Here is a 25408-nt window from a genome sequence, read left to right as displayed (position 1 = left end):
TGAGCAGCGGACCGGGGCATCTGGGCGGACGATACCGATCCCCTGGCGTGGCCGTCGGCAGGGGGCGCCACTTCCTGTCGAGCGGCGTCCGGCGACGTGGCCTTCGTGGAAGGAGTGCCAGGTGGCCGACGGGTGGGTCGGTCCGGTGTGACGCTACCGGTGGTGCGGTGGCCCCGGGAGGCCGGCGAGGTCGGGTGCCGGTTCGGGCCAGATCAGGAGTACGGGGCAGGGGGCGTGGTCGACGACGAAGCGGTCGGCCGGGGCCAGGCTCTTGGGGCCCAGTCGGCTGCGGTCGCCGTCCCGGGCGACGATGAGCAACTCCGCGCCCTGCGCGGCGACCACGACCTCCCGCTCGATGCGGCCGGTGCGCCCTATACGGGTGCAGGGGCGGCCGAGGCGGTCGGCGGCGTCCTGGAGCAGCTGGTTGGCGGCCGTGGCGGCGAGGTGCTCCAGGCGGGTGCCGGGGTCGCGTTCGGGGTGGCCGCGGCCGAGCAGGCCGGCGAAGGCGCCGTGCGCGATGCCCGGGATCTCATGGCCCGTCACATGGAGCAGGACGATCTCGGCGTCCTCGGAGGCGTGGGTGAGGGTGGCGTCCACCACGGCGGGCCAGGTGCCCTCGACGATCCACGCGATGACGGCCATCCGCTCGCCCTCCGACTGCCAGGTGGGTCAATGTTCCCGATCGGACGCGGCGATCCCCCGCAGCGCCTGGCGTCGAGCAGACCGGCGCGGCGGGCACGGTGCACCGACCGGGCCGGGTGAACTCGCCCAGTTTCACATCAGTTTCGTAGCCGCGCACGATGCGCCGCCACACCGGGTCGCCAGGGAACGGGCGTAGCTGAGGTCGGGGCCGATGCGTCCGTCGCGGTCAGGGTGCTCACGCCTCCTGCTTCGCGTCGATCTCGGCGATCAGGGCCTCGATGCGGGTCTTGATCTCGTCGCGGATGGGACGTACGGACTCGACGCCCTTGCCGGCCGGGTCTTCGAGGGCCCAGTCGAGGTACCGCTTGCCGGGGAAGATCGGGCAGGCGTCGCCGCAGCCCATGGTGATGACGTAGTCGGACGCCTGCACGGCCTCGGTGGTGAGGATCTTCGGCTGCCGGCCGGAGATGTCGACGCCGACCTCTTTCATGGCCTCGACCGCGGCCGGGTTGACCCGGTCGCCCGGGATCGAGCCCGCGGAACGGACCTCGACCCGGTCGCCTGCGAGGTGGTGGAGGAACCCAGCGGCCATCTGCGAACGCCCTGCGTTGTGAACACAGACGAACAGCACGGAGGCGAGTGGAGTCGAGGACATCGGTTCTTCCTTCACGGAGCGGTTCAAGCGGAGCACCGAAGAGTCGGCCCAGGCTGGTATCAGTCTCGGCTGATGTGAAAGTATCAGTCCATGATGACGTCAGTCGACACTGATCTGATCCGGGTTCTGGCCGACCCGCTCAGGCTGCAGATCGTGACCCTTCTCGCCAAGGAGACGCTCTGCACCACCCACCTGGTGGAGGAGACCGGGGCCAGGCAGACCAACCTCTCCAACCATCTGAGAGTGCTGCGGGAGGCCGGGGTGGTCGAGACCGAGCCGTGCGGACGGTTCACCTACTACAAACTCCGCCCCGACGTCATCGCCCGGCTCGCGGACCAGTTCGCCGACCTGGCCGAGTCCGCCCGAACCGCCGCCGACAACAAGCGGTCCTGCCCCTGATCCCCGCCGCTCGCCGCGGCAGTTCCAAGGAGTGACTGTTGACCGCCACCCACGAGTCCGCCGCGGAGCCCGTCATGGCCACCGGCGAACCGCAGCCCGCGCCGGGTGCCACCCCGCCCCGTACGCCGCTGAAGGCCAGGGCGGCAGCCGAACTGGTCGGTACCGCCGCCCTGGTGGCGATCGTGGTCGGCTCCGGCATCCAGGCCACCGAGCTGACCCGTGACGTGGGCGTGCAGCTGCTGGCCAACTCGCTGGCCACGGTCTTCGGACTCGGTGTGCTGATCGTGCTGCTCGGCCCGGTGTCGGGTGCGCACTTCAACCCGGCGGTGACGCTGGCCGAGTGGTGGACCGCCCGGCGCGGCGGCGCGGGCGTCACCACCCGGGAGGTCGCCGTGTACGTCCCCGCCCAGATCGTCGGCGCGATCGCGGGGGCCGTACTCGCCAACGCGATGTTCGACCAGCCGCCGGTGACGTGGTCCACGCACGACCGCTCGGCCGGCCACCTGCTGCTCGGCGAGGTCGTCGCCACCGCGGGTCTCATCCTGCTGATCTTCGGCCTCGCCCGCACCGACCGGCTGCGCTTCGCCCCCGTCGCGGTCGCCTCCTACATCGGCGCCGCCTACTGGTTCACCTCCTCCACCTCCTTCGCCAACCCCGCGGTGACCATCGGCCGCGCCTTCACCGGCTCCTTCGCGGGCATCGCACCCGGCTCGCTCGCGGCCTTCATCGGGATGCAACTCATCGGCGCCGTGGTCGGGTTGGCACTGGTCGCGCTGATCTTCACGCCCGGACGAGTCACCGCGGAGCGGCCCGCCGAATGACGCGGACGCCCCGGGCCGTCGTCGCGACCCGCGCGGTGGTGATCGGCGGCAGCCGTGCGGTGGTGATCGGCGGCAGTCGGCCGGGACTCGCCGCCGGCCACCACCTGCGCCGCCTCGGAGCGGACGTCGCCATCCTCGGCACCCAGTCCACGCCGGGCGGCGCCCGGCAGCACGCGAACTGACCGGGGTCACCCCACGCCCGCCCCGCCTGCCCCGGCTCCCGGTCAGCCAGGAAAGAGTGCCGATGCCCTCATCGGCCCGGGCGGCGATGGCTTCCGGCGGCGATGCGTGATGGATGGCGACCCTCAGGCGAACTCCAGCCGACCTGTTGGGGTAATTCCCGTGATGACATGGACAGTTCATGGCTCTCTGAATGCAAGCTGTCACTCGGACCATGAGCATGTCCTTGATCGCACCAACCGCCCCCGGCAGTTACCCGACAGCTAAGGAAGCGCCTGTGACAACGACGCACCGCACCAAGCGAAGAGCCGCAGCCCTCGCCTCGGGCATCGTGCTCGTCACCCTGCTCGGAGCATCCCCCGCAGGGGCGGGCGCGCCCGGTCTGCCTGTCGTGACCGCCACCAGCGAGAGCGCCGCGCTCTACGACGACGAGGCGGGCGGCAACTCCGACGCCGACGACCCGGCGATCTGGCGCAACGCCGCCGACCCCGGGCGCAGCCTCGTCGTCGCCACCGCCAAGGAGGGCGGTCTGCGGGTCTACGATCTGGACGCCCGCCTGGTGCAGTCGCTGAGGGCCCCGCAACCGCCGACGGAGGAGGACGCCCCGGGCCGCTACAACAACGTCGACCTCGTCACCGGCCTGCGCACCTCGACCGGCCGGGCAGACGTGGCGGTGGTGAGCGACCGGGGCAGCGACCGGCTGCGGATCTACCGCATCGACCCGTCGAAGCCGGGCGGCCCGCTGACCGACATCACCGACCCGGCCGCCGCCCCGGTGTTCTCCGCCGACCAGGCCGAGATCAACGACCAGCGGACCACGTACGGCCTGGCCACCTGGACCGACAAAGCCACCGGCCGGACGTACGCCCTCGTGAGCCGGCGCGAACGCACCCGCCTCGCCCTTCTCGAACTGACTCAGGCGGCGAGCGGCAAGGTCGGCTACCGCAAGGTGCGCACCCTCGATCTGCCGTCCTCGTTCCGGCTGCCCGACGGCACGACGTGGAGTCCCTGCGGGGAGCCAGGGGAACTCCCGCAGGTCGAGGGCATGGTCGTCGACCCGGCGACCGGCACGCTCTACGCCGGACAGGAGGACATCGGCATCTGGCGGCTGCGTGCCGACCTCACCGGCAGGCCGGTCCTGGTGGACAAGGTGAAGGAGTACGGAGTCCCCGGCGTCTACGACGAGGACACCGAGGAGTGCACACCGGGCGCCGACCCCGGCTACGGCGGCAGGCGACTGTCGGCCGACGTCGAGGGCCTGACCCTGTTCCAGGAGAAGGACGGCGACGGCTACCTGCTCGCCTCCAGCCAGGGTGACAACACCTTCGCCCTGTACGACCGTGAGGTGAGCGAGGACAACGAGTACGAGGGCGGCTTCCGGATCGGGGCCGCCACGTCGACGCTCGACAGTGTCGAGGAGTGCGACGGGGCCGCCGTGCTCAACGCCCCGCTGGGCGCGCGCTATCCGCGCGGGCTGCTCGTCGTCCAGGACGGCCAGGAGACCCCGGCGGTGCCGGACGGTGAGGGCGGCACGCGCACGGCGACCGGCTTCAAGTTCGTCGACCTCGGGGCCGTGGTGGACGCGGCCGACATGTGATCGTCCGCGGTACGGCCGCCGGGGCATGACCTCCCGGCGGCCGTACGCGCGGCTCAGCCCCTGGGAGCGAGGAGCCCGCCGAGCGCGGCCACGACCGACGGCTCGACTCGGTAGTAGACCCACGTGCCGCGCCGCTCGGAGGTGAGCAGCCCGGCCTCCCTGAGCTTCTTCAGGTGATGGGAGACGGTCGGCTGCGAGACGCCCACGTCGGAGATGTCGCACACACACGCCTCTCCGCCCTCGTGCGAGGCGACCAGGGAGAACAGGCGCAGACGAACCGGATCGCCGAGTGCCTTGAACATCCGCGCCGTCCTTTCCGCCTCTTCGGCGGTGAAGGGGCGTTCGGCCAGCGGCGGGCAGCAAGGCGCCACTGCCTCGGCACCCTCGGGTTCCAGCAGCGGCAGCACCTCGACATTCGACATACGTCTATGTTGACACATGTCGAACTAGTGAGTCAGGGATCGGCGTCTGGATCATGCTGAGTGCCCGCATCGCATCGCGTTCGACGCGTGAGAGCTCGTGGAGGATGGAGCCGGCCTGTACGAGGTTCTGCGCGTCGCCGGATTCGCCTGCTGTCGCGATGAGTGCGGCCACCTGCGTCCAGAGCGTGGCGGCCTCGGCGTACAGGCTGTGGCCGGTGCGCAGGTGACTGCTGTCGATCAGCTGGGCGCACTCGGCGAGGAAGTCCCGGTAGAGATTGCGGAACAGGGCGCCGCCGGTGCCGGCCCCCTCCATGAGGACCGCGGCGCGTGGCAGGTCCTCCCGCGGATTGTCGCTGCGCTGCAGCCACTTCGGCACCTGCTTGGCGGTCTTCTCGATGCCTCGGTGGCCCAGGTTCGCGATGGGCGGGTTCAGGAAGGCGTCGGCGCAGGTCCTTATCGCGGGGACGATCCGGTCCTGCGGTGACACCGGACTGCCAGGCGTCGTGAGTGTGAAGGAGCGGTGCCTGGCGGTCATGGGGCCGCGCTCCGCCCTGGCCCTGGCCAGGCCCGCGAGGCTGGTCGAGACGGCTCCGCCCTGCGGGTCGGTGTCCACCAGGTAGGCGTCCCGATCGTCGTAGCCGTACATGGCCACGACATGCCCGCCGAAGTGCACCTTGGTGCTGAAGTAGTCCAGGTGATAGCTGTCGAGTTGAAGGCCGACCGGCCGGCCGGCGTCGATGGATGCCGCCACGTGGTGCCAGGCCTTGCGCGGGGAGGTGGTCTCCCCGACCATCAGCTCAAGTCCCAGTGCGGCGGCCAGGTTCCTGGTCAGCTCGAACGGCTTGACCCGGCCTCCCAGGAAGGGAAAGCCCATGCCCTTGCTGTCCCAGTAGATGAAGGACAGCCCTGAGCCAAGGCCGAACAGCATGGGCTCAGACAGGTCGAGTCCCTCGTGCCGCAGCAGCACGCCCAGTGTCGTCGTCTCGCAGTGCTGCATACCGCGGGCGTCGATGTCCTTCACCATGGCCATGCCGCTGATTCTCCTCCCTCGCCAGACGGCAACGCCGCGGATGAGGGAGCCGGACCGTCACGCGATCCGTAGATTAGATAAACGTCTATGTTGACGCTTGTCGAAACAGTTGTCATGCTGGCCACACAAGGGATCGATGGATATCGAAGCAAAGGGGAATCCCGTGAGCACGCCCACCGCCGGCCGGCTGCCCGTCGTGGTGATCGGAGCGGGCCCGGTCGGCCTGGCCGCCGCCGCCCACCTCGTCGAGCGGGGCATCGAACCGCTGGTCCTGGAAGCAGGCCCTTCCGCGGCCACCGCCGTGCGCGACTGGTCGCATGTACGCCTGTTCTCCACCTGGGCCGAGCTCGTCGACCCCGCCGCCGAGAAGCTGCTGGCCCCCACCGGCTGGGTCCGCCCCGACGCGGCCACGTACCCCACGGGCGGGGACTGGGCCGAGCAGTACCTCCAGCCCCTGGCCGAGGTCCTCGGCAACAGGGTCCGCTGCGGCGCGACGGTGACCGGAGTGGCCCGCGCGGGCCGTGACCGGATCGTCGACTCCGGCCGCGACGAGCAGCCCTTCACCGTGCACCTCACGCACGCCGACGGCCGCGAGGAGCGGATCACCGCCCGGGCCGTCATCGACGCCTCCGGCACCTGGTCCGTACCCGGCCCCATCGGCGCGGACGGCCTGCCCGCCCTCGGCGAGAGGACCGCCGCCGAGCACATCTCCTACCGGGTGCCCGACCTGAGGGACCCGGCGGTCCGCGCCCGCTACGCGGGCCGGCGCACCGCGGTGGTCGGCTCCGGAGCCTCCGCCTTCACCGCCCTCGCGTCGCTCTCCGACCTGGCGAAGGACGAGGACGGCACGCACGCGGTGTGGGTCCTGCGCCGCGGCATCGGCGCAGGCACGTACGGGGGCGGCGAGGCCGACGAGCTTCCCGCCCGCGGTGCCCTGGGCCTGCGCGCCAAGGCCGCCGTCGAGGCCGGCCACGCAACCGCCGCGACCGGCTTCCGCAGCCAAGCTGTCGAGCGCGACACCGACGGACGCCTGGTCCTGGTCGCCGAAGACGGCCGCCGTCTGGACCCGGTCGACGAGATCGTCGTCCTCACCGGCTTCCGCCCCGACCTGTCCTTCCTCTCCGAGATCCGGCTCGGCCTCGACGAGCGCCTCCAGGCCCCGACCGCGCTGGCCCCGCTCATCGACCCGAACGTCCACTCCTGCGGCACCGTCCACCCGCACGGCGTGAACGAGCTCTCCCACCCGGAGAAGGACATCTACCTGGTGGGCATGAAGTCCTACGGCCGCGCCCCGACCTTCCTCGCCATGACCGGCTACGAGCAGGTCCGCTCCGTCGCCGCGTCACTCGCCGGTGACCAGGAGGCGGCCGAGCGCGTCGAGTTGACCCTGCCCGAGACCGGAGTCTGCGGGGGCGCGGGCCTGTTCGACGACCCCGGCGCCGCCCAGCGGGGCGAAGGCGGCGGATGCTGCGCAGCACCCTCGACCCTGCAGATCGGGATCGGCGCCCCGGCCCAGTCCGGCGGAGGCTGCTGACCGGCCACCCCTTCACCCATCCGGCCACCCCTTCACCCATCAGGAGGCTCGCCATGTCCCGCGCACAGCTCGCCCTCCGCGTCCCCGACCTCGCCGCGTCCATCGCCTTCTGCACCAAGCTCTTCGGCGTCGAACAAGGAGAACGACACCACCTGCTGCCGACCGCCCTATGACAGACCTCGACACGAGCGAGGCCGCGACCGGAACGGGGGACCGGCCGCGGCCTCGCGCGGTCCTGCCCGCCCTGTGCGCCACCCAGATCACCAGCTGGGGAATCGTCTACTACGCATTCCCGGTCCTCAACACCCGCATCACCGCCGACACCGGCTGGTCCGCCACCGCCACGACCGGCGCCTTCTCGGGCGCCCTGATCGTGTCCGCGCTCGCGGGGATACCCATCGGTCGCATCCTCGACCGCCGGGGCCCACGCGCCGTGATGACCACCGGATCACTGCTCGGCGTGACCGCCGTGCTCGCTCTCGCTCACGCACCCAATCTGGCTGTCTTCACAGCGGCTTGGCTGCTCGCCGGGCTGGCCATGGCCTCCACCTTCTACCAGCCCGCATTCGCCGCCGTGACCCGCTGGTGGGGAAGGGACAGCGTCCGCGCCCTCACGATCGTCACCCTGGCCGGTGGTCTGGCCTCCACCGCCTTCGCACCGCTCACCGCCGCACTCGCCGAGGAGTTCGGCTGGCGCACCACCTACACCGTCCTCGCCGTGATCCTCGCAGTCGTCACCATCCCCGCCCACGCCCTCGCGCTGCGCGCCCCATGGCCACCCGCCCCGGCGCACCACACCTCACAGGCCCCCAGCAACCGGGCGGTGACCCGCAGCCGCCCCTTCCTGCTGCTCACGGCCGCGCTCACCCTCAACGGCTTCGCCATGTACGCCGTCGTCATCGCCCTCGTCCCGCTGTTGCTGGAACGCGGTGCGAGCCCCACCCAGGCAGCCTGGGCCCTCGGTCTCGGCGGCGCCGGCCAGACCCTCGGCCGCACCCTCTACGCCACCCTCACCCGGTACACAGGAGTGACCGCCCGCACGGTCACGCTGATCGCCGCGGGCGGCGCCACCACGATGGCCCTCGCCGCGGTCCCCGGCCCCTACACCCTGCTGCTCCTGCTGTCCCTCCTCGCGGGCATGGTCCGCGGCAACCTCACCCTGCTCCAGGCCACGGCCGTCACCGACCGCTGGGGCACCACCCACTACGGCCGTCTCTCCGGACTGCTCGCCGCTCCGGCCACCCTCGCCTCGGCCGTGGCACCCTTCGCCGGGGCGGCGTTGGCCGGGACACTGGGCGGATACCCGGGACTGTTCACCACCCTCGCGCTCGCCTCCACGGCAGCGGCCGCCCTCGCGCTGGGAGGCACGCCTGCCCGGCCGCTGGAGAGGGCACCGGAGCCCGGATGCCCGGTGGATGGCGCTCGGTTGATGCCCTTAGGTGACCGGAGACGGCCGCCTGGTGCCGTCCGGCCTCCCAAGCGGCAGCCGCCATGACGGCCTCGTCCGTGTCAGGCGTTCAGCGCCGCGAGTACCACGGACCTGGCCTCCTCCTGGACCTGGCGCAGATGGTCCGGGCCGAGGAAGGACTCCCCGTAGATCTTGTAGACGTCCTCGGTACCCGAAGGACGGGCCGCGAACCAGGCGTTGGCGGTGGCGACCTTGATGCCGCCGAGGGCGGCGCCGTTGCCGGGAGCCTCGGTGAGGACCGTGGTGACCGGCTCGCCGGCGAGGGTGTCGGCGGTGACCTGGCTCGGCGACAGCTTGGCGAGCAGGGCCTTCTCCTCGCGGGAGGCCGGGGCGTCGACGCGCGCGTAGGCGGGGGCGCCGAAGCGGTCGGTGAGCCGGGCGTAGTGCTGCGACGGGGTCCTGCCCGTGACCGCCGTGATCTCGGAGGCGAGCAGGGCCAGGATGATGCCGTCCTTGTCGGTGGTCCACACCGAGCCGTCGCGACGCAGGAAGGACGCGCCCGCCGACTCCTCGCCGCCGAAGCCGAGCGTGCCGTCGGACAGGCCCTCCACGAACCACTTGAAGCCGACCGGGACCTCGACCAGCTGCCGGCCGACGTCCGCCGCGACCCGGTCGATCATGCTGGACGACACCAGGGTCTTGCCGATCCCGGCGCCCGCGGGCCACTGCTCCCGGTGCGAGAACAGGTACGAGATCGCCACGGCCAGATAGTGGTTGGGGTTCATCAGACCCCCGTCCGGCGTGACGATGCCGTGCCGGTCGGCGTCGGCGTCGTTGCCGGTGGCGATGTCGAACCGGTCCCGCTGCTCGATGAGCGAGGCCATGGCGTACGGCGAGGAGCAGTCCATACGGATCTTGCCGTCCCAGTCCAGCGTCATGAAACGCCAGGTGGGATCGGTGAGCGGGTTCACCACGGTGAGGTCGAGACGGTGCTCGTCGGCGATCCGGCCCCAGTAGGCCACGGAAGCCCCGCCCAGCGGATCGGCGCCGATCCGCACGCCGGCGGCCCGGATCGCCTCCAGGTCCAGCACGTTCGGCAGGTCGGCCACATAGGTGCCGAGGAAGTCGTACCGGCCGGTGCCGGGTGCCGCCAGGGCACGGGCGTAGGGGATGCGGCGTACGTCCTTCAGACCGCCGGTGATGATCTCGTTGGCGCGGTCCTGGATCCAGGAGGTCGCCTCGGAACCGGCGGGGCCGCCGCTCGGCGGGTTGTACTTGAAGCCGCCGTCGGCGGGCGGGTTGTGCGAGGGGGTGACCACCACGCCGTCGGCGAGCCCGGACGTACGGTTCCGGTTGTGGGCGAGGATGGCGTGCGAGACCGCCGGGGTGGGCGTGTAACCGTCGTTCTGGTCGATGAGGACGGTCACGTCGTTGGCGGCGAACACCTCCAGTGCCGTGATCCGCGCGGGCTCGGACAGGGCGTGGGTGTCGGCCCCGAGGAAGAGGGGGCCGTCGGTGCCCTGGGCGGAGCGGTACTCGCAGATGGCCTGGCTGGTGGCCGCGATGTGGTCCTCGTTGAACGCCGCCGCGAGGGACGAACCGCGGTGCCCCGAGGTGCCGAAGGCCACCCGCTGCCCGGGGTCGGCCGGGTCGGGGTGCAGCGCGTAGTACGCCGTGACCAGGCGGGCCACATCGATGAGGTCCTCGGGCCCGGCGACCTGCCCCGCTCGCGCGTTCTGCATGTGCCCGCTCCTCCGCAAGTGTCGACCGTTGGGTACGGCCCCCATTCTCCCCTGCCCGGCCCACGGCAAGCTGTGCACGGCTGGTCCGACCATGGTGTGACGTGGATCACCGCAGCGCGGTCCTCGCCGCGGACAGGGAGGAGTGTGGAGATTTCACTACGGGCCCGGGTGCGAGCCGGGGATCCGGATGCGTTCAGGCAACTCTTCGACGAGCACGCTTCGGTGGTCCACCGGCATGCCGTGCGGACCACCGGCAACTGGGTCATGGCCGACGACATCGTGTCGCTGACCTTCCTGGAGGCATGGCGGCTGCGCGAGCGGGTGCTTCCGGGTGACGACAGCCTGCGTCCGTGGCTGCTGGGGATCGCGACGAACGTCGCGCGCAACACCGCGCGGGCGGCACGAAGACACCAGGCCGCGCTCGGCAGAGTCCCACCTCCCGACCCCGTGCCGGACTTCGCCGACGAGGTGACACAGCGCCTGGCCGACACCGAGGAACTGGCCGCCGCACAGAAGGCGTTGAGCACGATGCGCCGCGGGGAGCGCGAGGTGTTCACGCTCTGCGTGTGGGAGGGCCTGGACGCCGCCACGGCGGCCGAGGCCCTGGGCGTGGCCGTCGGCACCGTACGGGCCCGCCTCTCGCGCGCGAGAAAACGCCTGCGCAAACTCACCGAACTCGAACTCGCGGGCGGCACAGAAGACGGCACAGGGGAGAGCCGAGTGCAACGCCCGGCTCCGGTCGGACAGTTACCGGTCAGCAGCCAACAGGCGGCTCGGTCCACGCAGGAGAAGAAGCGATGAACACGAACCCGCGACGACGCGATCAGCCGGTCGACTACGACGATCTGGCCGAGTTGCTGCCCGCGCCGGGCCGTCCGGTGCTTGCGCAGGACCGCCATCGCGTACTGAGGGACAGTCTGATGCAGCACATCACCCACGAGAGCGCCCAAGAGCAGTCGGGTGCGACCAATACCCCGCCGACCATCTCACCCGTGATTCCCGCACGCCGACGCCCGGGGCGGCGTCTCGTTCTCGTCGCCGCGCCGCTGGCCCTGGCGGCCGTCGTGGGCCTGGGCGTGGTGGCGGTCGACGGAGCGCAGGACGGCCGCAGCGGCACACCTGCCGCAGGTGTCACCGCGGACGACCACCAGAAGGCCACGCAGTTGCTGGACCGGATCGCCCTGGCGGCCGCCGACCAGCCGGCGGTCACGGTACGCGACGACCAGTTCATCTACACCAAGTCCCAAGGCGCGGCGGGCGAGTTGGGCGTCCAGTTCAGCGATCCCGGAGAGCTGAAGCGCAAGGGGATCTTCACGCCGGAGGAGTACAAGGGGTCCGTCCGACGAGAACAGTGGGATTCGGTGGACGGCAAGCGCAGCGGTCTGCGGAAGGGCGTCGCGGTCGACGACCCTTCCAAGAAGATGGTCATGACCATGTACGGCGCCGGATATCTGACCTTCCGTCAACTTCAGGCTCTGCCCACCGATCCCGACGCGCTGCTGAAGAAGCTCTACGGCGACGTCGAGAACGCGGAGTCGAGCCGCCGTACGGAATTCGTCGTCGAGAACCTCGGATCCTTCATCGACAACGCCACCCTGCTGCCCGACCTCAGCGCCGCGATCTATCGGGCCATGGCCAAGCTGCCGGGCGTGCGTGTCGTGGACCACATCAAGGATGCCGCGGGACGGGAGGGTGTCGGTCTTACGTTCGAAGGTGCCCCAAAGGGTTATGCCTGGGTCTTCGACTCGTCCAGCCTGGTCTACCTCGGAACGACCGACTCGGCGCTCATGAAGGTTGGCGTCGCGGACAAGGCGAGTGAGGTGCCGGGCAGCTCGTCCTGAGTGAGCCGCCAGAGGGCGTCCGCCGTGGCGGACGCCCTCACGCGTGCGGTCTTCTCTTCACCGGCTCCACGGTTCTCCCGGATCCCCCGTGATCCGGTCGTGGCGCGGGGTTCAGTACTGCTCGGTCTCCACGAAGCCCGCGTCCGCGTCGTCGTCCGCACCGAAGGCGTCGGCGGCGGCGGTGGGGTCGAATCCGGGCGGGCTGTCCTTCAGGCCCAGGCCCATGCCGGCGAGCTTCGCCTTGACCTCGTCGATGGACTTCGCACCGAAGTTGCGGATGTCCAGCAGGTCGGCCTCGGAACGGGCCACGAGCTCGCCCACGGAGTGGACGCCCTCGCGCTTGAGGCAGTTGTAGGAGCGGACGGTGAGGTCGAGCTCTTCGATCGGCAGCACCAGGTCGGCGGCGAGGGCGGCGTCCGTCGGGGACGGGCCCATGTCGATGCCCTCGGCGTCGATGTTGAGCTCGCGCGCCAGACCGAACAGCTCGACCAGGGTCTTGCCGGCCGACGCCATGGCGTCACGCGGAAGCATGGCCTGCTTGGTCTCGACGTCGACGATCAGCTTGTCGAAGTCGGTGCGCTGCTCGACACGGGTCGCCTCGACCTTGTACGTGACCTTGAGGACCGGCGAGTAGATCGAGTCGATCGGGATGCGCCCGATCTCCTGGCCGACCTGCTTGTTCTGCACGGCGGAGACGTAGCCGCGACCGCGCTCGACGGTCAGCTCCATCTCCAGCTTGCCCTTGCCGTTGAGCGTGGCGAGGACGAGGTCGGGGTTGTGGACCTCGACACCGGCCGGGGGCGCGATGTCGGCGGCGGTGACCAGACCCGGGCCCTGCTTGCGCAGGTACATCACGACCGGCTCGTCGTGCTCCGAGGAGACGACCAGCTGCTTGATGTTGAGGATCAGGTCGGTGACGTCCTCCTTGACGCCCGGCACGGTGGTGAACTCGTGCAGGACACCGTCGATGCGGAGGCTGGTGACAGCAGCGCCGGGGATCGACGAGAGGAGTGTGCGGCGGAGCGAGTTGCCGAGGGTGTAGCCGAAGCCCGGCTCCAGCGGCTCGATCACGAACCGGGAGCGGAACTCGTCGACGACCTCTTCGGTCAGGGACGGACGCTGAGCAATGAGCACGAGGTGTTGCCTCCAGTATTTTGGCGCCCGCTATGTGACGCCGTAGACACCTCGAAGGGTACGGGCGATCCGGGCGTTCCGGTCTCACCGGAGGCCGAACCGCCGTCTCCGACCCGGCGAGGAGGCCGCGGGTTCCCTCCGCCACCAAGAGGGACCCGGCTCCGGACAGCTCGTACGACCGTTGGTTTCGGCAGGAAATCGCAGCTCTTTCGGGAAGCGGAGTCAAACCTACGGTGACGGTTTGCGCCACACCGAGATGTGTTTCGCGGAGTTCTCGGTGAACGGTTCGCCGGACCAGTCCGCGACACGCCGTTCCAGTTCGAGCCCCGCGAGCCGGGCCATCAGGTCGAGCTCCGCCGGCCATGCGTACCGGTGCCGTGAACTGTCGCGGCGGTAGCCGTCGCCGTCGTCGCTGCGGGTGAAGTGGTGCGAGACGAGGATCTGCTCGACCAGGTCGAAGGTGTCGAAGCCGAGATGCCGCTCGGACACGTCGAACGGCACCGCCACCTGCCCAGGCGGCAAAAACCGCAGCGGCGGCACGCCCAGCTCGATGACGAACCGGCCGCCGGGTGCCAGATGGCGCGCGGCGTTGCGGAAGCACTCGACCTGCTCGTCCTGCGTGAGCAGGTTCGTGATCGTGTTGTAGACGAGGTAGACCAGCGAGAAATCGCCGGGGACGACGGTCGTGGCCATGTCCCCGATGCTGACCGGGAGCTTCTCCTCGTCGATCTTGCGCCGCAGGACCGCCGCCATGGGCTCGGACAGCTCGATGCCCGCCACCGGCACGCCGCGTTCCCGGAGCGGGACGCCCACCCGACCCGTTCCGATTGCGAACTCCAGCGCCCGGCCGTCTCCGGCGAGGCCGGCGAGGAAGGCGAGAGCCGGTTCCAGAAAGGCGGCCGAGGACCTCTCGCTCTCCTCGGCGTCGTAGCGGTCGGCGGTCGCACGGGTCCACAGCTCACTGCTCGTCACGACCGGTCACTCTGCCGGGCACGGTGAGGCGGTGTCGACGCATTTTCCTTCCGGCTCTTCCTTCCGGCTCTTCCTTCCGGCGCGCGGCTGGACGGGCCGTGGGGCCGGATCGGGACGGATCGGGCCGGATCTGATCCGGTTCGGTTCGAGTGATTGACCGTGTTCCGTCAGATGGTGATGCTGGAGCAGAGGACTGAACGCGAAGCACTCTTATGAACGCCGTGTCCAGTCTGTCCAGGTACACCAGTAATGATCTGTTCGATCCTGAACCCCACGCAGGAAGGCAGGAACAGACATGCAGGAGATCCGGGAGCCCCAGGAGATCCGCAGGGCACAGGAGACGCCCGACCGGTCGGGAGCCACCCTCACCGGTGGGACGGGCTGGCAGTCACCCGAGTACGAGGTCGTCGACACCGCGCTCGAAGTGACGGCGTACGCACTGGTCACGCGGTAACCCCGCCGCTGTGCTGCTGCAGGTGCTCGGCACCGCGGCGGGCGGCGGACTGCCCCAGTGGAACTGCGCGTGTCCCGGCTGTGCCGGGGCACGCGCACATCCGCAGCGGCGCCGCCGCCACGCGTCCCTCGCCGTGCGAGCGGACGCCGGTCGCTGGTACATCGTCAACGCCACCCCCGACATCGGGGACCAGATCGAGGACACCCCCGCGCTGCACCCCGGTCCCGGCGCCCGGCAGACGCCGGTCGCGGGCGTCGTCCTCACCGACGCAGAACTCGACCACACCCTCGGTGTCGCGCGGCTGCGCGAGGCGGACGGCGTGGAACTGGTCGCCACCGCCCCGGTGCGCGAGGCCCTGCTCGCCGGCCCGCGCCTCGGAGCCGTGCTCGGACCGTACACAGAACTGCTCTGGCGGGAGCTGGGCACGGCTCCGCTGCCACTCGGCCCGGAACTGCAGGCCACCGCCGTGCCCATCGCCGCCAAACGCCCCCGGTACGCGGCGGGAACGGGCGACGACGACCCGCACTGGGTGGTCGCCCTCGTACTCCGCGAACCGTCCACGGGAAAGACCCTCGTCTACGGCCCCGCCCTCGCCGCCTGGCCCCACGCCCTGCAGGAGGCCGCCGAGGCCGCCGACTGCGTCATCGTCGACGGCACCTTCTGGGACGAGGACGAGCCCGTGCGCACCGGGATCTCCAGCAGGACCGCGAGCGGCATGGGACATCTGCCGATCGACGGCTCCGCAGGCACCGCGCACCGGCTGACCGGGCTGCGCGCCCGCTGTCTGTACACGCATCTCAACAACACCAACCCCCTGACCGACCCGGACGACGACCGGCACAAACAACTGGCCGACCGGGGACTAGAGGTCGCCGCCGACGGAATGGTCATCGAGCTGTGACGACAACACCTGTACGGGACACGACCACCCAGGACCGCCAGAACCCCTGGAGCCGCCCGGAGTTCGAGGAGCGGCTGCGCGACATCGCCACCACCCGCTACCACGACCGCCACGCCTTCAACGTACGGATGCACGAGGGCGCCCTGACCCGGGCCGAACTGCGCCGCTGGATCGCCAACCGCTTCCACTACCAGCGGCACATCCCCGTCAAGGACGCCCTGATCCTCGCCAAGTTCGAGGACCCGGCACTGCGCCGCATGTGGCTGCGCAGAATCGTCGACCACGACGGCGTACGGGAGGGGGAGGGCGGCATCGAACGCTGGCTGCGGCTCGGCGAGGCGGCCGGGCTCGACCGGGAACGGCTGTGGTCGGCCGAGGACGTACTGCCCGGGGTGCGCCTGGCCGTCGACGGCTACGTCAACTTCTGCCGGCTCAGGTCCCCGCTGGAGGCCGTCGCCGCCTCCCTCACCGAGTTGTCCGCTCCCGGAATCATGCGCACCCGCATCGCCGCCTTCGAACACCACTACCCGTGGATCGAGGCCGAGGGGCTCGCCTACTTCCGTACCCGCGTCGAGCAGGGCGGCCGGGACGGTGCTGAGGCGCTCGCACTGGTCGAACGGTGGGCACTCACCCGCGAGGAACAGGAACGGGCCGTCGCCGCCCTCGCCTTCAAGTGCGAGGTGCTGTGGTCGCTGCTCGACGCCGTGGACGGGGCGGGGGAGGGGCCATGACACCTCTGGGGGAGGCGCCTCCGGACGGCCACGCCTCGGCCGCGAGCGAGACCGTGGGCGATGGGGAGGGCGAACTCGTGGGCGCGGGCGAAAGCGCCGTTGCGGACGCCGCGGACTGGACTCCGGCGCTGAGCCGGTCCGTCATGCTCCGGCACGACCGGGTGCGCGGCACCGACCTGTTGCTCATGCCGGAACGCGTGGTCGTGCTGCGGGGCAGCGCGGGTGCCGTCCTGAGGCTCTGCGACGGCCGACGCGAAGTCGGCGCGATCGTCGCGGAGTTGGCCGAGCGCTACCCCGGCGCGTCCGTCGCCGCGGAGGTTCCGGAGTTCCTCGGCCGACTGCGCGAGGAGGGCTGGATCCGATGACCGGGGCCTCCGCCGCGCCCATCGCCCCTCCGTGGGCGCTGCTCGCGGAACTCACGCACGGCTGCCCGCTGCACTGCGCCTACTGTTCCAACCCCTTGGAACTGGTACGCAGATCCGCCGAACTCAGCACCGACGAGTGGGCCGACGTCATGCGCCAGGCCGGGGAGCTCGGCGTCGTCCACACGCACCTCTCCGGCGGTGAACCACTGCTGCGGCGCGACCTGCCCGAGATCGTCGAGGCGGCCGACACGGCGGGCATCTACACCCAGTTGGTCACCAGTGGCGTCGGCCTGACCCGGGAGCGGCTGACCGCCCTCACCGACCGCGGCCTGCGCAGCGTCCAACTCTCCGTGCAGCACGCCGAATCCGCCGCCTCCGACCGGATCGCCGGGACCCGCTCCTTCGCCGCCAAGCGGAAGGCGGCGGCCCTGGTCCGGGAGACCGGACTGCCGTTGGGCCTGAACGTCGTACTCCACCGGGACAACCTGGACGCGATCGGCGCCCTACTCGATCTGGCACTCGACTGGGGAGCCGAGCGGATCGAGCTGGCGAACACCCAGTTCTACGGCTGGGCGCTGGTCAACCGGGACCGGCTGCTGCCCGGCCGGGAGCAGATCGACCGGGCACGGACTGTCGTCGAGGCCCGGCGGGAGCAACTGGCCGGACGGGTGGACGTGGTGTGGGTGGTGCCCGACTACATCGACGGGATCGCCAAGCCCTGTATGGGTGGCTGGGGTGCCGTCTCGCTGACCGTGGCCCCCGACGGCACGGTGCTGCCCTGCCCGGCCGCCGCCACACTGCCGGGGCTCGACGCCCCGAACGTCAAAGACCGTTCCCTGGAGTGGAGTTGGCGCCACTCGCCCACGTTCCACCGCTACCGGGGCACCGACTGGATGGCCGAACCCTGCCGCTCGTGCCCCGAGCGGGAAACCGATCTCGGCGGCTGCCGCTGCCAGGCGTACGCGCTCACCGGCGACGCCTCCCGCACCGATCCCGTGTGCCGGCTGTCCCCCGACCACGGTCTCGTACGGACCCTCGTCGACGCGCCCGTATCGCGGGCCGCCCTGCCGACGGTTCCCCGTTCCCATCCACCGCGAGGCGCCCCGCAGGGCCCTCGGAGGGTGTGACCCACCACCAGATCCCTTCCAACCCCCACTTGGAGGACCGATGCGAAAGACCAGCAGGCGCACGACCCGCAGAGCGCTGACCGCGGGCGCGGCCCTGTCCCTGACCGGGCTGTTGCTCACGGGAGTCCCCGGCCTCGGAACGGCCCGGGCCGACTCCGCCGGCACCACCGCCCCCGCGGCAGTCGCCGGCGTACCGACGGGCGTCACCCCCATCACCACCGGGCTGACCGTCCCCTGGGGCGTCGGCTGGCTGCCCGACGGCTCCCACTCCCTGGTCACCGAGCGCGACGACTTCCGGGTCTGGAAGGTCACCCCCGACGGCGCCAAGACCCAGGTCGGGACCGTGCCCAACAGCCAGACCACCGGCGGCGAGGGCGGACTCATGGGAGTGGCCGTCGACCCCGGCTGGGCCACCAACCGCTACGTGTACTTCATGCACACCGCCGCCGAAGGCAACCGCATCGCCCGCATGACGTACAACGGCACCTCCCTCACCGGCTACACGGTGATCCTCCAGGGCATCAGCAAGGCCCGGTACCACAACGGCGGACGGCTCGCCTTCGGCCCCGACGGCTATCTGTACGCCACGACCGGCGACGCCCAGAACACGGCTCTCGCCCAGGACCGGAACTCCCTGAACGGCAAGATCCTGCGCCTGACCACCTCCGGGCAGCCGGCCCCCGGCAACCCGTTCGGGAACCACGTCTACAGTCTCGGCCACCGCAATCCCCAGGGACTCGCCTTCGACCGCAACGGGCGGCTGTGGGAGGCCGAGTTCGGCAACACCCGGTTCGACGAACTGAACCTGATCAAGCCCGGCGCCAACTACGGCTGGCCCACCTGCGAGGGCACCTGCTCGACCGCCGGGATGACCAACCCGAAGAAGACCTGGACCACCGGCGAGGCCTCGCCCAGTGCCATCGCCATCGCCGACAACGTCGTCTACATGGCCGCCCTGCGCGGCGAGCGCCTCTGGCGCATCCCCATCGAGGGCGACACCGAGAACGTGGGCACGGCGACGGCGTACTACATCGGCACGTACGGCCGGCTCCGTACGGTCGTCAAGGTGCCCGGCCGCGAACAGCTGTGGCTGGCGACCACGAACGCCGACGCCAACGGAGGCGAGCCGGACGGCGCGGACCGCGTCCTGCGGGTGACTCTGGGCTGACCGCCGAGGTCCGTTCGGAGGGGTCCCTTCGGAGAGGTCCGGCGCTACGGCTCGTACGACGTAGGAGACGGCCCGGCCCCGGGCGGCGAGTGTGTTCTGTTCCGTCCGCCCGGGGTGCCGTTCCTGATGTGCAGGGGCGGCACTCGGGCGGCGGCACGCTTTTCGCTCGCCCGCTCGCCCGCTCGCCCGCTCGCCCGCTCGCCCGCCCGTCCGTTGCCGGGCCGGGTGGGTGCCGAATCCTCAGCCGTGGTCCCTCAGTTCCTCGTCCAGGATGTCGAACAGCTCATCGGCGGTGGCCGCTTCCAGCGTGTCGTCCTGCGCGGTCGAACCCGGCCCTGAGGCCGGAGCCGCGGTGCCCGTCGGCCGGTGGGTCTCGGCCCACCTGGCAGCCAGGGCACGCAGCCGGTCCTCGATCCGGGCCGCTTCCGTCGCCCCCGGCTCCGCGGCCAGGAGTGCCGACTCCAGGCGTGTGAGCTCCTCGTCGAGCGCGCGGTCGACACCCGCCGCCGGTTGCTCCCCGACCAGTTCCTCCCCGACCAGTTCCGTACGCAAGAACTCCGTGACGGAGACGATGGTCGGGTAGTCGTAGATGAGCGTCGCGGACAGATGCTCGCCGGTGGCGCCGGAGAGCCGGTTGCGCAGTTCGAGCGCGGCCAGCGAGTCCACACCCATGTCGAGGAAACCGCGCTCGGGTACGATCGCCTCCGGCGCGTCGAAGCCCAGTACCTCCGCAACCTGCGTCCGCACCAGATCGAGCAGCACCCGCCCGGCCTCCTCCCAGGAAAGGCCCGCCAGCCGCGCGGACAACGGCTGATCGGCCGCCGGCGCGGCAGTTGTCATGGGAGGTGTCACGGGAGCAGTCGCCGAAGCCTGCCGGACGTCCTGCCCGGAACGGTCCGGCGCCAGCCCGCGCAGCAGCGCCGGCAACTCGTCAGGGCGCGCCCCGACCGCCGCCGGATCCAACCGCACCGGCACCGCGAGGGGCTCCCCACAGGCCAGGGCCGCGTCGAAGAGGACCAGCCCTTCCTCCGGCGCCAGTTCCAGCACGCCGAGTCGCCCGATGCGCCCGGCGTCGATCGACGCGCCGCCGTCCTCTCCGGCCGCCGCCGTGCCCGCCCACAGCCCCCAGGCCATCGAGGTGGCGGGCAACCGCCCGGCCCGGCGATGGTGGGCCAGCGCGTCGAGAAAGACATTGGCCGCGGCGTAGTTGGCCTGTCCTGCCGCCAGGACCATGCCGCCCGCGGAGGAGAACAGCACGAAGGCCGAGAGGTCCATGTCCTGGGTCAGTTCGTGCAGGTGCCAGGCGCCGTCCACCTTTGAACGCAGCACCCGCCGCACCCGCTCAGGCGTCTGGTCGGCCAGCACTCCGTTGTCCATCACCCCGGCGGCGTGCACGACGGCGGTCAGCGGGTGCTCGGCGGGAACGGTGTCCAGCAGCGCGGCCAGCGCGTTCCGGTCGGCGATGTCGCAGGCGGCCTGTGTCACGGTGGCGCCGAGTGCGGTGAGTTCCGCGGACAGACGGGCGGCGTCGGGGGCGTCTGGCCCCCGGCGGCCGGCCAGCAGCAGGTGTCGCACCCCGTGCTCGACCACCAGATGCCGCGCCACCAGCGCACCGAGCATGCCCGTGCCTCCGGTCACCAGCACGGTTCCCGAACCGTCCCACGACGGCCCGTCATCGGCCACCTTCACCCGGCCCAGCCGGGGGACCAGGGCACGGCCCCGGCGGAGGGCGATCTCCGGCTCGCCCGTCGCCACCGCGGCCGGCAGCGCACGGACGGACTCGGCGGAACCGTCCACATCGACCACCACGAACCGGCCGGGGTTCTCCGCCTGGGCGGCCCGCAACACACCCCAGGCCGGAGCCAGGCCCAGGTCGAGCGGCTCGTCGGGCCGCGCGGGGTCGGCGTCGGCGTCGGCGCGGGCGTCGGCGTCGGTGGCATGGACGGCGTTGCGCGTCACGACGACCAGCCGGGACGCCGCGAAGCGCTCGTCGGCCAGCCAGTCGCGCAGTGTGTCCAGCACCGTGGTGGTGGTGCGGAACGCCCGCTGCGGCACGTCGTTGCCGGTCCGGCGGGCGTTGGTCGTGTCGTTCGTTCCGTCGATGGTCCCGCCGTCTGTCACGGGGTCCATGACGCCGTTCGGCTCGCGGTTCGTCTCGTCGGTCGTCGTGTTGATTGAATCCGGACGCAGCCACAGTGTGACCACGTCGGGCACCGTGGACGACGGCTCCGCGGCGAGCACTTCGTCCAGCTCGGCGAGCTTGGACGGTGTTGCCCGGGATGCGTCCGCCGGAAGCGGCATCCACCGCACCCGGTGGAGGAAGCGCGGCCCGGCGTCCAGTTGCCGTGACGTCACCGGCCGCATCGCGAGTGAGTCGACGGACGCTACCGGCGCGCCCGTCGCAGCGTCACGCATGTCCAGCGACACCACGCCGGGAGCCGTCGTCCAGATCCGGACCCGCAGCGAGCTCGCCCCCCGGGAATGCAACGTGAACCCGTTCCAGGCGAACGGTATGCGGGTGCTCTCCCTGTCCTCGCCCTCCTCCGCAGGCAGCACATCGGTGAAGTGCAGCGCCGCGTCCATCAGGGCCGGGTGCAGCCCGTACGCCGCCACGTCCGTAACGCCCTCGGGCAGCGCGATCTCGCCGTAGACCTCACCCTCGCGCTGCCAGACCGCACGCACTCCCTGGAAGACCGGCCCGTACCCGTACCCCTGGGCGGCCAGGTCCTCGTAGAGCGTGTCGATCGGCACGACGGAGGCGCCCGGCGGCGGCCACGCCTCTCCCGGCGCCAGCGTCGGCGCCGGTGGCGGCTCGGTGGCCTCCGTCGCCGGGCGGAGCACACCTGTCGCATGCCGGGTCCAGATCGCGTCCGGGCCGGTGTCCGGGGCGCCCGTGTCGCGGGAGAAGATCTCCACGCCGTGACGGCCTGCCGCGTCGACCGCACCCACCACCACCTGAAGGGCCAGGGTGCCCTGCTCGGGTACGGGCAGCGGCGCCTCCTGAATGAACTCCTCGACGACCGGACAGCCGACCCGGCCACCGGCGTGCAGTGCCATGTCCACCAGCGCCGCGCCGGGCAGCAGGGTCGTCCCCAGAATGCGGTGATCCTCCAGCCAGGCGGGAGAGCCGCTCGTGAGCCGACCGGTGAGGACCAGCCCGCCGGTACCGGGGAGGGCAACGGCCGCGCCGAGCAGTGGATGACCTGCGGAGGTCTGACCGAGATCTGCCACGTCACTCGCCGGGGGAGTCATGCCGTCGATCCAGTAGTGCTTGTGCTGGAAGGGGTAGGTGGGCAGGTCTATGGGGTGGGTGGGCTGGTCTTTGAAGAGGGCGGGCCAGGTGATGGGGATGCCTCGGGTGTGCAAGTGGCCCAGGGCGTGCAGGAGATGGGCGGGCTCGGGCCGGTCCCTGCGGAGGGTGGGGATTGTGTCTTGGTCCTGGTCGGTGTGTGCGGCGAGGGTGGCGTCGGGGCCGATTTCCAGGAGGGTGGTTGCTCCTGCGGTGCGCAGGGCTTGCAGGCCGTCGTGATAGCGGACGGTTTCGCGTACGTGGCGTGTCCAGTAGTCGGGTGTGCACAGTTCTTGTGGGTTGGCGAGGGTGCCGGTGAGGTTGGAGACGAGGGGGATGACCGGTGGGTGGAAGGTGACGTGGGCGGCGGCCTCGCGGAAGGTGGCGAGGATGGGGTCCATGAGTGGGGAGTGGAAGGCGTGGGAGACCCGTAGGCGCCGGGTGTGTTGGAAGTGGGCTGCGGCCTGCGTTACGGCGGTTTCCTCGCCGGAGATGACGACTGCGTCGGGTCCGTTGACCGCTGCGATGGCCACCTGTTCCATGCCTTCCAGGACGGTGGTGACGTCGTGTTCGGTGGCCCGTACTGAGACCATGGCGCCGCCTGTGGGCAGGGTGCCCATCAGCTGGGCGCGTGCTGTGACCAGGGTGCAGGCGTCGGGCAGGGTGAATACTCCGGCCAGGTGTGCGGCGGTCAGTTCGCCGATGGAGTGGCCGGCGAGGTAGTCGGGCTGTATGCCCCATGACTCCAGCAGGCGGCTCAGTGCGACTTCCAGTGCGAAGAGTGCTGGTTGTGCGAACTCTGTACGGTCCAGGTGGCCGTTGTCTTCGGCTTCTGTTGATGGCCACATGATTTTCTGCAGGGGCAGGCCGAGTTCTTCGGTGACCTCGTCCAGGGCGTGGGCGAATGCGGGGAAGGTGTCGTACAGCTCGCGGCCCATGCCGAGGCGTTGGCTGCCCTGGCCGGAGCAGATGAACGCCAGCTTGCCCGGGCGGACCATCCCTGTCACGGCGTTCGCCGCCGCCTGGCCCTCAGCGACCCGGGCGAGCCCGTCCAGCAGCTCAGTCGTCTTCGCGCCTACCACTACCGCCCGGTGTTCCAGTGCGGCGCGGGTGGTGGCCAGCGAGTACCCGACGTCCACCGGGTCCTGGTCTTGCTCGGTGATGTGGGCGGCCAGTTGTGCGGCCTGTGCCCGTAGTGCCGGTTCGGTTCGCGCGGACAGCAGCCAGGGCACCAGCGGCAGGGCTGGGGCGGTCTGTTTGGTCTGCTCAGGACGTTCGGCTTGGGGGGCTTCTTCGAGGATGAGGTGGGCGTTGGTGCCGCTGATGCCGAAGGAAGAGATCCCGGCTCGGCGGGGGTGGCCGATGTGCTGCCAAGGTTGGGCCTGGGTGAGCAGTTCGACCGCTCCGGCCGTCCAGTCGACGTGCGTGGACGGTTCGGTTACGTGCAGGGTTTGTGGCAGCAGGTCGTGGTGCATCGCCATGACCATTTTGATCACTCCGGCCACGCCGGCGGCTGCCTGGGTGTGTCCGATGTTGGACTTGAGCGAGCCCAGCCACAACGGCCGTCCCTCGGGCCTCTGTTGCCCGTAGGTGGCCAGCAGCGCTTGGGCTTCGATGGGGTCGCCGAGGGTGGTGCCGGTGCCGTGTGCCTCGACTGTGTCGATGTCGGCCGGGGAGAGGCCTGCGTGGGTGAGGGCTTGGTGGATGACGCGTTGTTGGGCGGGGCCGTTGGGGGCGGTCAGGCCGTTGGAAGCGCCGTCCTGGTTGACTGCCGATCCCCGGATGACCGCCAGGATCTGGTGGTTGTTGTGGCGGGCGTCGGAGAGCCGTTCCAGGACGAGGACGCCCACCCCCTCCGACCAGCCGGTGCCGTCGGCGTCCTCGGAGAAGGACTTGCAGCGTCCGTCGGGGGCCAGGCCGCGCTGGCGGCTGAACTCGATGAACGTGTCCGGGGTGGACATGACCGTCACCCCGCCGGTCAGGGCGAGGCTGCAGTCGCCGTTACGCAGAGCCTGAGCGGCAAGATGCACGCTGACCAGTGAGGAGGAGCAGGCGGTGTCGATGGTGAGGGCGGGTCCTTGCAGGCCGAGGGTGTAGGCGATGCGGCCGGAGATGATGCTTCCCGCGCTGGCTCCAGTGGGGTAGTCGTGGTACATCACCCCGGCGAACACCCCGGTCGGCGTGCCCTTCAGCGATGCCGGCACGATCCGGGCGCGTTCCAACGCCTCCCAGGAGACCTCCAGCAGCAGCCGCTGCTGTGGGTCCAGTTCGCGTGCTTCTCGTGGGGAGATGCCGAAGAATTCCGGGTCGAAGCCGGCCGCGCCGTCCAGGAACCCGCCTTCGCGGACATAGCTGGTGCCCGGGCGTGCGGACTCGGGGTCGTAGAGCCGTCCCAGATCCCAGCCCCGGTCGACAGGGAAGGGTGCAACACCGTCGATGCCTTCGGCGACCAACTGCCAGAGTTCTTCAGGGCTGTTCACCCCGCCCGGATACCGGCACGCCATCCCCACGATCGCCATCGGCTCGTCCGTATCGGACGTCCGTACCAGTGCTGCGGTGGTACTGCTGCCCACCGGGGTCTCGAGGAGGTGGGTGAGGAGGTGGCGGGCGAGGGCGGTGACGGTGGGGTAGTCGAAGACCAGGGTGGAAGGCAAGCGCAGGCCGGTAGCAGTCGTCAGGGCGTTGCGGAACTCGACCGCGGTCAACGAGTCGAAGCCCATTTCGTTGAATGCCCGGCCGGGTTCGATCACGGAGTCCGGGCCGAAGCCCAGCACCACCGCCACCTGAACACCCACCAGATCCGCCACGAGCGACAACTGCTGGTCCGCGTCCAGCCCCTGCAGCCGACGCGCCAGCGGGGAGCCCTGCCCGGCCCGCACGCTCGCGCGACGGCCCTGCCTTCCGACCAGCCCGTGTAGGACGGCCGGAACCTCCCCGTCCGCCGCATGCAGACCAGCCAGGTCCAACCGCACCGGAACCACAGTCGGCACCGACTC

General features: G+C 70.9%; 22 protein-coding genes and 2 pseudogenes. 15 read left to right on the top strand and 9 right to left on the bottom strand.

Annotated features, from left to right (window positions below; all coding sequences use genetic code 11):
* Positions 1-153: 153 nt before the first annotated feature.
* From ACFWXQ_RS20585 to ACFWXQ_RS20575, 3 genes and pseudogenes are all read right to left on the bottom strand, one after another.
* Entirely contained in the window at positions 154-642 is a 489-nt protein-coding gene (locus tag ACFWXQ_RS20585) for a universal stress protein (RefSeq protein ID WP_383938372.1), read from the bottom strand.
* A gap of 91 nt (positions 643-733) precedes the next feature.
* Positions 734-855, bottom strand: a pseudogene (locus tag ACFWXQ_RS20580) (arsenic transporter); the annotation flags it as partial.
* 22 nt (positions 856-877) lie between these two features.
* On the bottom strand, positions 878-1297 hold the full coding sequence (locus ACFWXQ_RS20575) for an arsenate reductase ArsC (protein ID WP_383938375.1): 420 nt from the start codon (positions 1295-1297) through the stop codon (positions 878-880).
* 90 nt (positions 1298-1387) lie between these two features.
* Between ACFWXQ_RS20575 and ACFWXQ_RS20570 the strand changes: the two genes are divergently transcribed.
* The 4 genes from ACFWXQ_RS20570 (at position 1388) to ACFWXQ_RS20555 (ending at position 4294) form a co-directional block, all read left to right on the top strand.
* The gene (locus tag ACFWXQ_RS20570) at positions 1388-1696 is read left to right on the top strand and encodes an ArsR/SmtB family transcription factor (protein WP_383938378.1); all 309 of its coding nucleotides are present in this window, start codon (positions 1388-1390) and stop codon (positions 1694-1696) included.
* A gap of 74 nt (positions 1697-1770) precedes the next feature.
* Positions 1771-2517: an aquaporin gene (locus ACFWXQ_RS20565; protein WP_383938409.1), complete on the top strand. Its 747-nt coding sequence runs from the start codon at positions 1771-1773 to the stop codon at positions 2515-2517.
* Entirely contained in the window at positions 2514-2699 is a 186-nt protein-coding gene (locus tag ACFWXQ_RS20560) for a hypothetical protein (RefSeq protein WP_383938381.1), read from the top strand. The genes ACFWXQ_RS20565 and ACFWXQ_RS20560 overlap by 4 nt, the downstream gene beginning before the upstream one ends.
* 275 nt (positions 2700-2974) lie before the next feature.
* Positions 2975-4294 (top strand): phytase, encoded by a 1320-nt coding sequence (locus ACFWXQ_RS20555; protein WP_383938384.1) that lies wholly within the window; start codon positions 2975-2977, stop codon positions 4292-4294.
* A 53-nt stretch (positions 4295-4347) separates the two neighbouring features.
* Here ACFWXQ_RS20555 and ACFWXQ_RS20550 read toward each other — a convergent pair whose 3' ends face one another.
* Together ACFWXQ_RS20550 and ACFWXQ_RS20545 are read right to left on the bottom strand one after the other, a co-directional pair.
* Complete coding sequence (locus ACFWXQ_RS20550; protein WP_383938387.1) at positions 4348-4716, bottom strand: ArsR/SmtB family transcription factor; 369 nt, start codon at positions 4714-4716, stop codon at positions 4348-4350.
* A 4-nt stretch (positions 4717-4720) separates the two neighbouring features.
* Complete coding sequence (locus ACFWXQ_RS20545; RefSeq protein WP_383938390.1) at positions 4721-5746, bottom strand: BtrH N-terminal domain-containing protein; 1026 nt, start codon at positions 5744-5746, stop codon at positions 4721-4723.
* Between the two features lie 136 nt (positions 5747-5882).
* Here ACFWXQ_RS20545 and ACFWXQ_RS20540 point away from each other — a divergent pair, with 136 nt between their 5' ends.
* From ACFWXQ_RS20540 to ACFWXQ_RS20530, 3 genes and pseudogenes are all read left to right on the top strand, one after another.
* Positions 5883-7280, top strand: coding sequence for an NAD(P)-binding domain-containing protein (locus tag ACFWXQ_RS20540; protein ID WP_386268796.1), 1398 nt, complete (start codon positions 5883-5885; stop codon positions 7278-7280).
* Between the two features lie 53 nt (positions 7281-7333).
* Positions 7334-7414, top strand: a pseudogene (locus ACFWXQ_RS20535) (glyoxalase/bleomycin resistance/dioxygenase family protein); the annotation flags it as partial.
* Positions 7415-7590: 176 nt separating this feature from the next.
* Positions 7591-8775: an MFS transporter gene (locus tag ACFWXQ_RS20530; protein ID WP_383938412.1), complete on the top strand. Its 1185-nt coding sequence runs from the start codon at positions 7591-7593 to the stop codon at positions 8773-8775.
* A 14-nt stretch (positions 8776-8789) separates the two neighbouring features.
* On the opposite strand, the gene pgm is transcribed toward ACFWXQ_RS20530, so the two are convergent.
* On the bottom strand, positions 8790-10430 hold the full coding sequence (pgm, locus tag ACFWXQ_RS20525; protein ID WP_383938396.1) for a phosphoglucomutase (alpha-D-glucose-1,6-bisphosphate-dependent): 1641 nt from the start codon (positions 10428-10430) through the stop codon (positions 8790-8792).
* 144 nt (positions 10431-10574) lie between these two features.
* Here pgm and ACFWXQ_RS20520 point away from each other — a divergent pair, with 144 nt between their 5' ends.
* Positions 10575-11231 carry an RNA polymerase sigma factor gene (locus ACFWXQ_RS20520; RefSeq protein ID WP_383938399.1) on the top strand — a complete coding sequence of 219 codons (657 nt, stop codon included), beginning with the start codon at positions 10575-10577 and terminating at the stop codon, positions 11229-11231.
* Positions 11228-12271, top strand: coding sequence for a CU044_5270 family protein (locus tag ACFWXQ_RS20515; protein ID WP_383938402.1), 1044 nt, complete (start codon positions 11228-11230; stop codon positions 12269-12271). Before ACFWXQ_RS20520 ends, ACFWXQ_RS20515 begins: the two co-directional genes overlap by 4 nt.
* A 111-nt stretch (positions 12272-12382) precedes the next feature.
* Here ACFWXQ_RS20515 and ACFWXQ_RS20510 read toward each other — a convergent pair whose 3' ends face one another.
* Positions 12383-13405, bottom strand: a complete 1023-nt coding sequence (locus ACFWXQ_RS20510; RefSeq protein WP_055614988.1) for a DNA-directed RNA polymerase subunit alpha — start codon at positions 13403-13405, stop codon at positions 12383-12385.
* Positions 13406-13633: 228 nt separating this feature from the next.
* A complete protein-coding gene (locus ACFWXQ_RS20505) occupies positions 13634-14377 on the bottom strand; it encodes a class I SAM-dependent DNA methyltransferase (RefSeq protein ID WP_383954192.1) in 744 nt (247 codons plus the stop codon).
* A 322-nt stretch (positions 14378-14699) separates the two neighbouring features.
* Here ACFWXQ_RS20505 and pqqA point away from each other — a divergent pair, with 322 nt between their 5' ends.
* The 6 genes from pqqA to ACFWXQ_RS20475 all read left to right on the top strand — a co-directional run bounded on the left by pqqA (position 14700) and on the right by ACFWXQ_RS20475 (position 19123).
* Entirely contained in the window at positions 14700-14831 is a 132-nt protein-coding gene (gene pqqA, locus ACFWXQ_RS20500) for a pyrroloquinoline quinone precursor peptide PqqA (protein WP_383954204.1), read from the top strand.
* 10 nt (positions 14832-14841) lie between these two features.
* Entirely contained in the window at positions 14842-15732 is an 891-nt protein-coding gene (pqqB, locus tag ACFWXQ_RS20495) for a pyrroloquinoline quinone biosynthesis protein PqqB (RefSeq protein ID WP_383954194.1), read from the top strand.
* 74 nt (positions 15733-15806) lie between these two features.
* The gene (pqqC, locus tag ACFWXQ_RS20490) at positions 15807-16463 is read left to right on the top strand and encodes a pyrroloquinoline-quinone synthase PqqC (protein ID WP_383954206.1); all 657 of its coding nucleotides are present in this window, start codon (positions 15807-15809) and stop codon (positions 16461-16463) included.
* Positions 16460-16828, top strand: a complete 369-nt coding sequence (pqqD, locus tag ACFWXQ_RS20485) for a pyrroloquinoline quinone biosynthesis peptide chaperone PqqD (protein WP_383954196.1) — start codon at positions 16460-16462, stop codon at positions 16826-16828. The genes pqqC and pqqD overlap by 4 nt, the downstream gene beginning before the upstream one ends.
* On the top strand, positions 16825-17955 hold the full coding sequence (gene pqqE / locus ACFWXQ_RS20480) for a pyrroloquinoline quinone biosynthesis protein PqqE (RefSeq protein ID WP_383954198.1): 1131 nt from the start codon (positions 16825-16827) through the stop codon (positions 17953-17955). Before pqqD ends, pqqE begins: the two co-directional genes overlap by 4 nt.
* Before the next feature lie 40 nt (positions 17956-17995).
* Positions 17996-19123, top strand: coding sequence for a PQQ-dependent sugar dehydrogenase (locus tag ACFWXQ_RS20475; RefSeq protein WP_383954200.1), 1128 nt, complete (start codon positions 17996-17998; stop codon positions 19121-19123).
* A gap of 240 nt (positions 19124-19363) precedes the next feature.
* On the opposite strand, the gene ACFWXQ_RS20470 is transcribed toward ACFWXQ_RS20475, so the two are convergent.
* Positions 19364-25384 (bottom strand): SDR family NAD(P)-dependent oxidoreductase, encoded by a 6021-nt coding sequence (locus ACFWXQ_RS20470; RefSeq protein ID WP_386268790.1) that lies wholly within the window; start codon positions 25382-25384, stop codon positions 19364-19366.
* Positions 25385-25408: the final 24 nt, after the last annotated feature.

The organism is Streptomyces sp. NPDC058697, from assembly GCF_042715345.1.
Taxonomy (GTDB): domain Bacteria; phylum Actinomycetota; class Actinomycetes; order Streptomycetales; family Streptomycetaceae; genus Streptomyces; species Streptomyces liliifuscus.
Note: the sequence above shows the minus strand (reverse complement) of the source record. Positions and strands in the feature narration are given on the sequence as shown.

What these genes read in the sequence shown, in the direction of transcription:
- ACFWXQ_RS20575 (WP_383938375.1), bottom strand. Translation starts at nt 1,297, where the DNA reads ATGTCCTCGACTCCACTCGCCTCCGTGCTGTTCGTCTGTGTTCACAAC.
- pqqD (WP_383954196.1), top strand. Translation starts at nt 16,460, where the DNA reads ATGACACCTCTGGGGGAGGCGCCTCCGGACGGCCACGCCTCGGCCGCG.
- ACFWXQ_RS20545 (WP_383938390.1), bottom strand. Translation starts at nt 5,746, where the DNA reads ATGGCCATGGTGAAGGACATCGACGCCCGCGGTATGCAGCACTGCGAG.
- ACFWXQ_RS20560 (WP_383938381.1), top strand. Translation starts at nt 2,514, where the DNA reads ATGACGCGGACGCCCCGGGCCGTCGTCGCGACCCGCGCGGTGGTGATC.
- ACFWXQ_RS20565 (WP_383938409.1), top strand. Translation starts at nt 1,771, where the DNA reads ATGGCCACCGGCGAACCGCAGCCCGCGCCGGGTGCCACCCCGCCCCGT.
- ACFWXQ_RS20540 (WP_386268796.1), top strand. Translation starts at nt 5,883, where the DNA reads ATGGATATCGAAGCAAAGGGGAATCCCGTGAGCACGCCCACCGCCGGC.
- ACFWXQ_RS20570 (WP_383938378.1), top strand. Translation starts at nt 1,388, where the DNA reads ATGATGACGTCAGTCGACACTGATCTGATCCGGGTTCTGGCCGACCCG.
- ACFWXQ_RS20585 (WP_383938372.1), bottom strand. Translation starts at nt 642, where the DNA reads ATGGCCGTCATCGCGTGGATCGTCGAGGGCACCTGGCCCGCCGTGGTG.
- pgm (WP_383938396.1), bottom strand. Translation starts at nt 10,430, where the DNA reads ATGCAGAACGCGCGAGCGGGGCAGGTCGCCGGGCCCGAGGACCTCATC.
- ACFWXQ_RS20515 (WP_383938402.1), top strand. Translation starts at nt 11,228, where the DNA reads ATGAACACGAACCCGCGACGACGCGATCAGCCGGTCGACTACGACGAT.
- pqqE (WP_383954198.1), top strand. Translation starts at nt 16,825, where the DNA reads ATGACCGGGGCCTCCGCCGCGCCCATCGCCCCTCCGTGGGCGCTGCTC.
- ACFWXQ_RS20475 (WP_383954200.1), top strand. Translation starts at nt 17,996, where the DNA reads ATGCGAAAGACCAGCAGGCGCACGACCCGCAGAGCGCTGACCGCGGGC.
- ACFWXQ_RS20550 (WP_383938387.1), bottom strand. Translation starts at nt 4,716, where the DNA reads ATGTCGAATGTCGAGGTGCTGCCGCTGCTGGAACCCGAGGGTGCCGAG.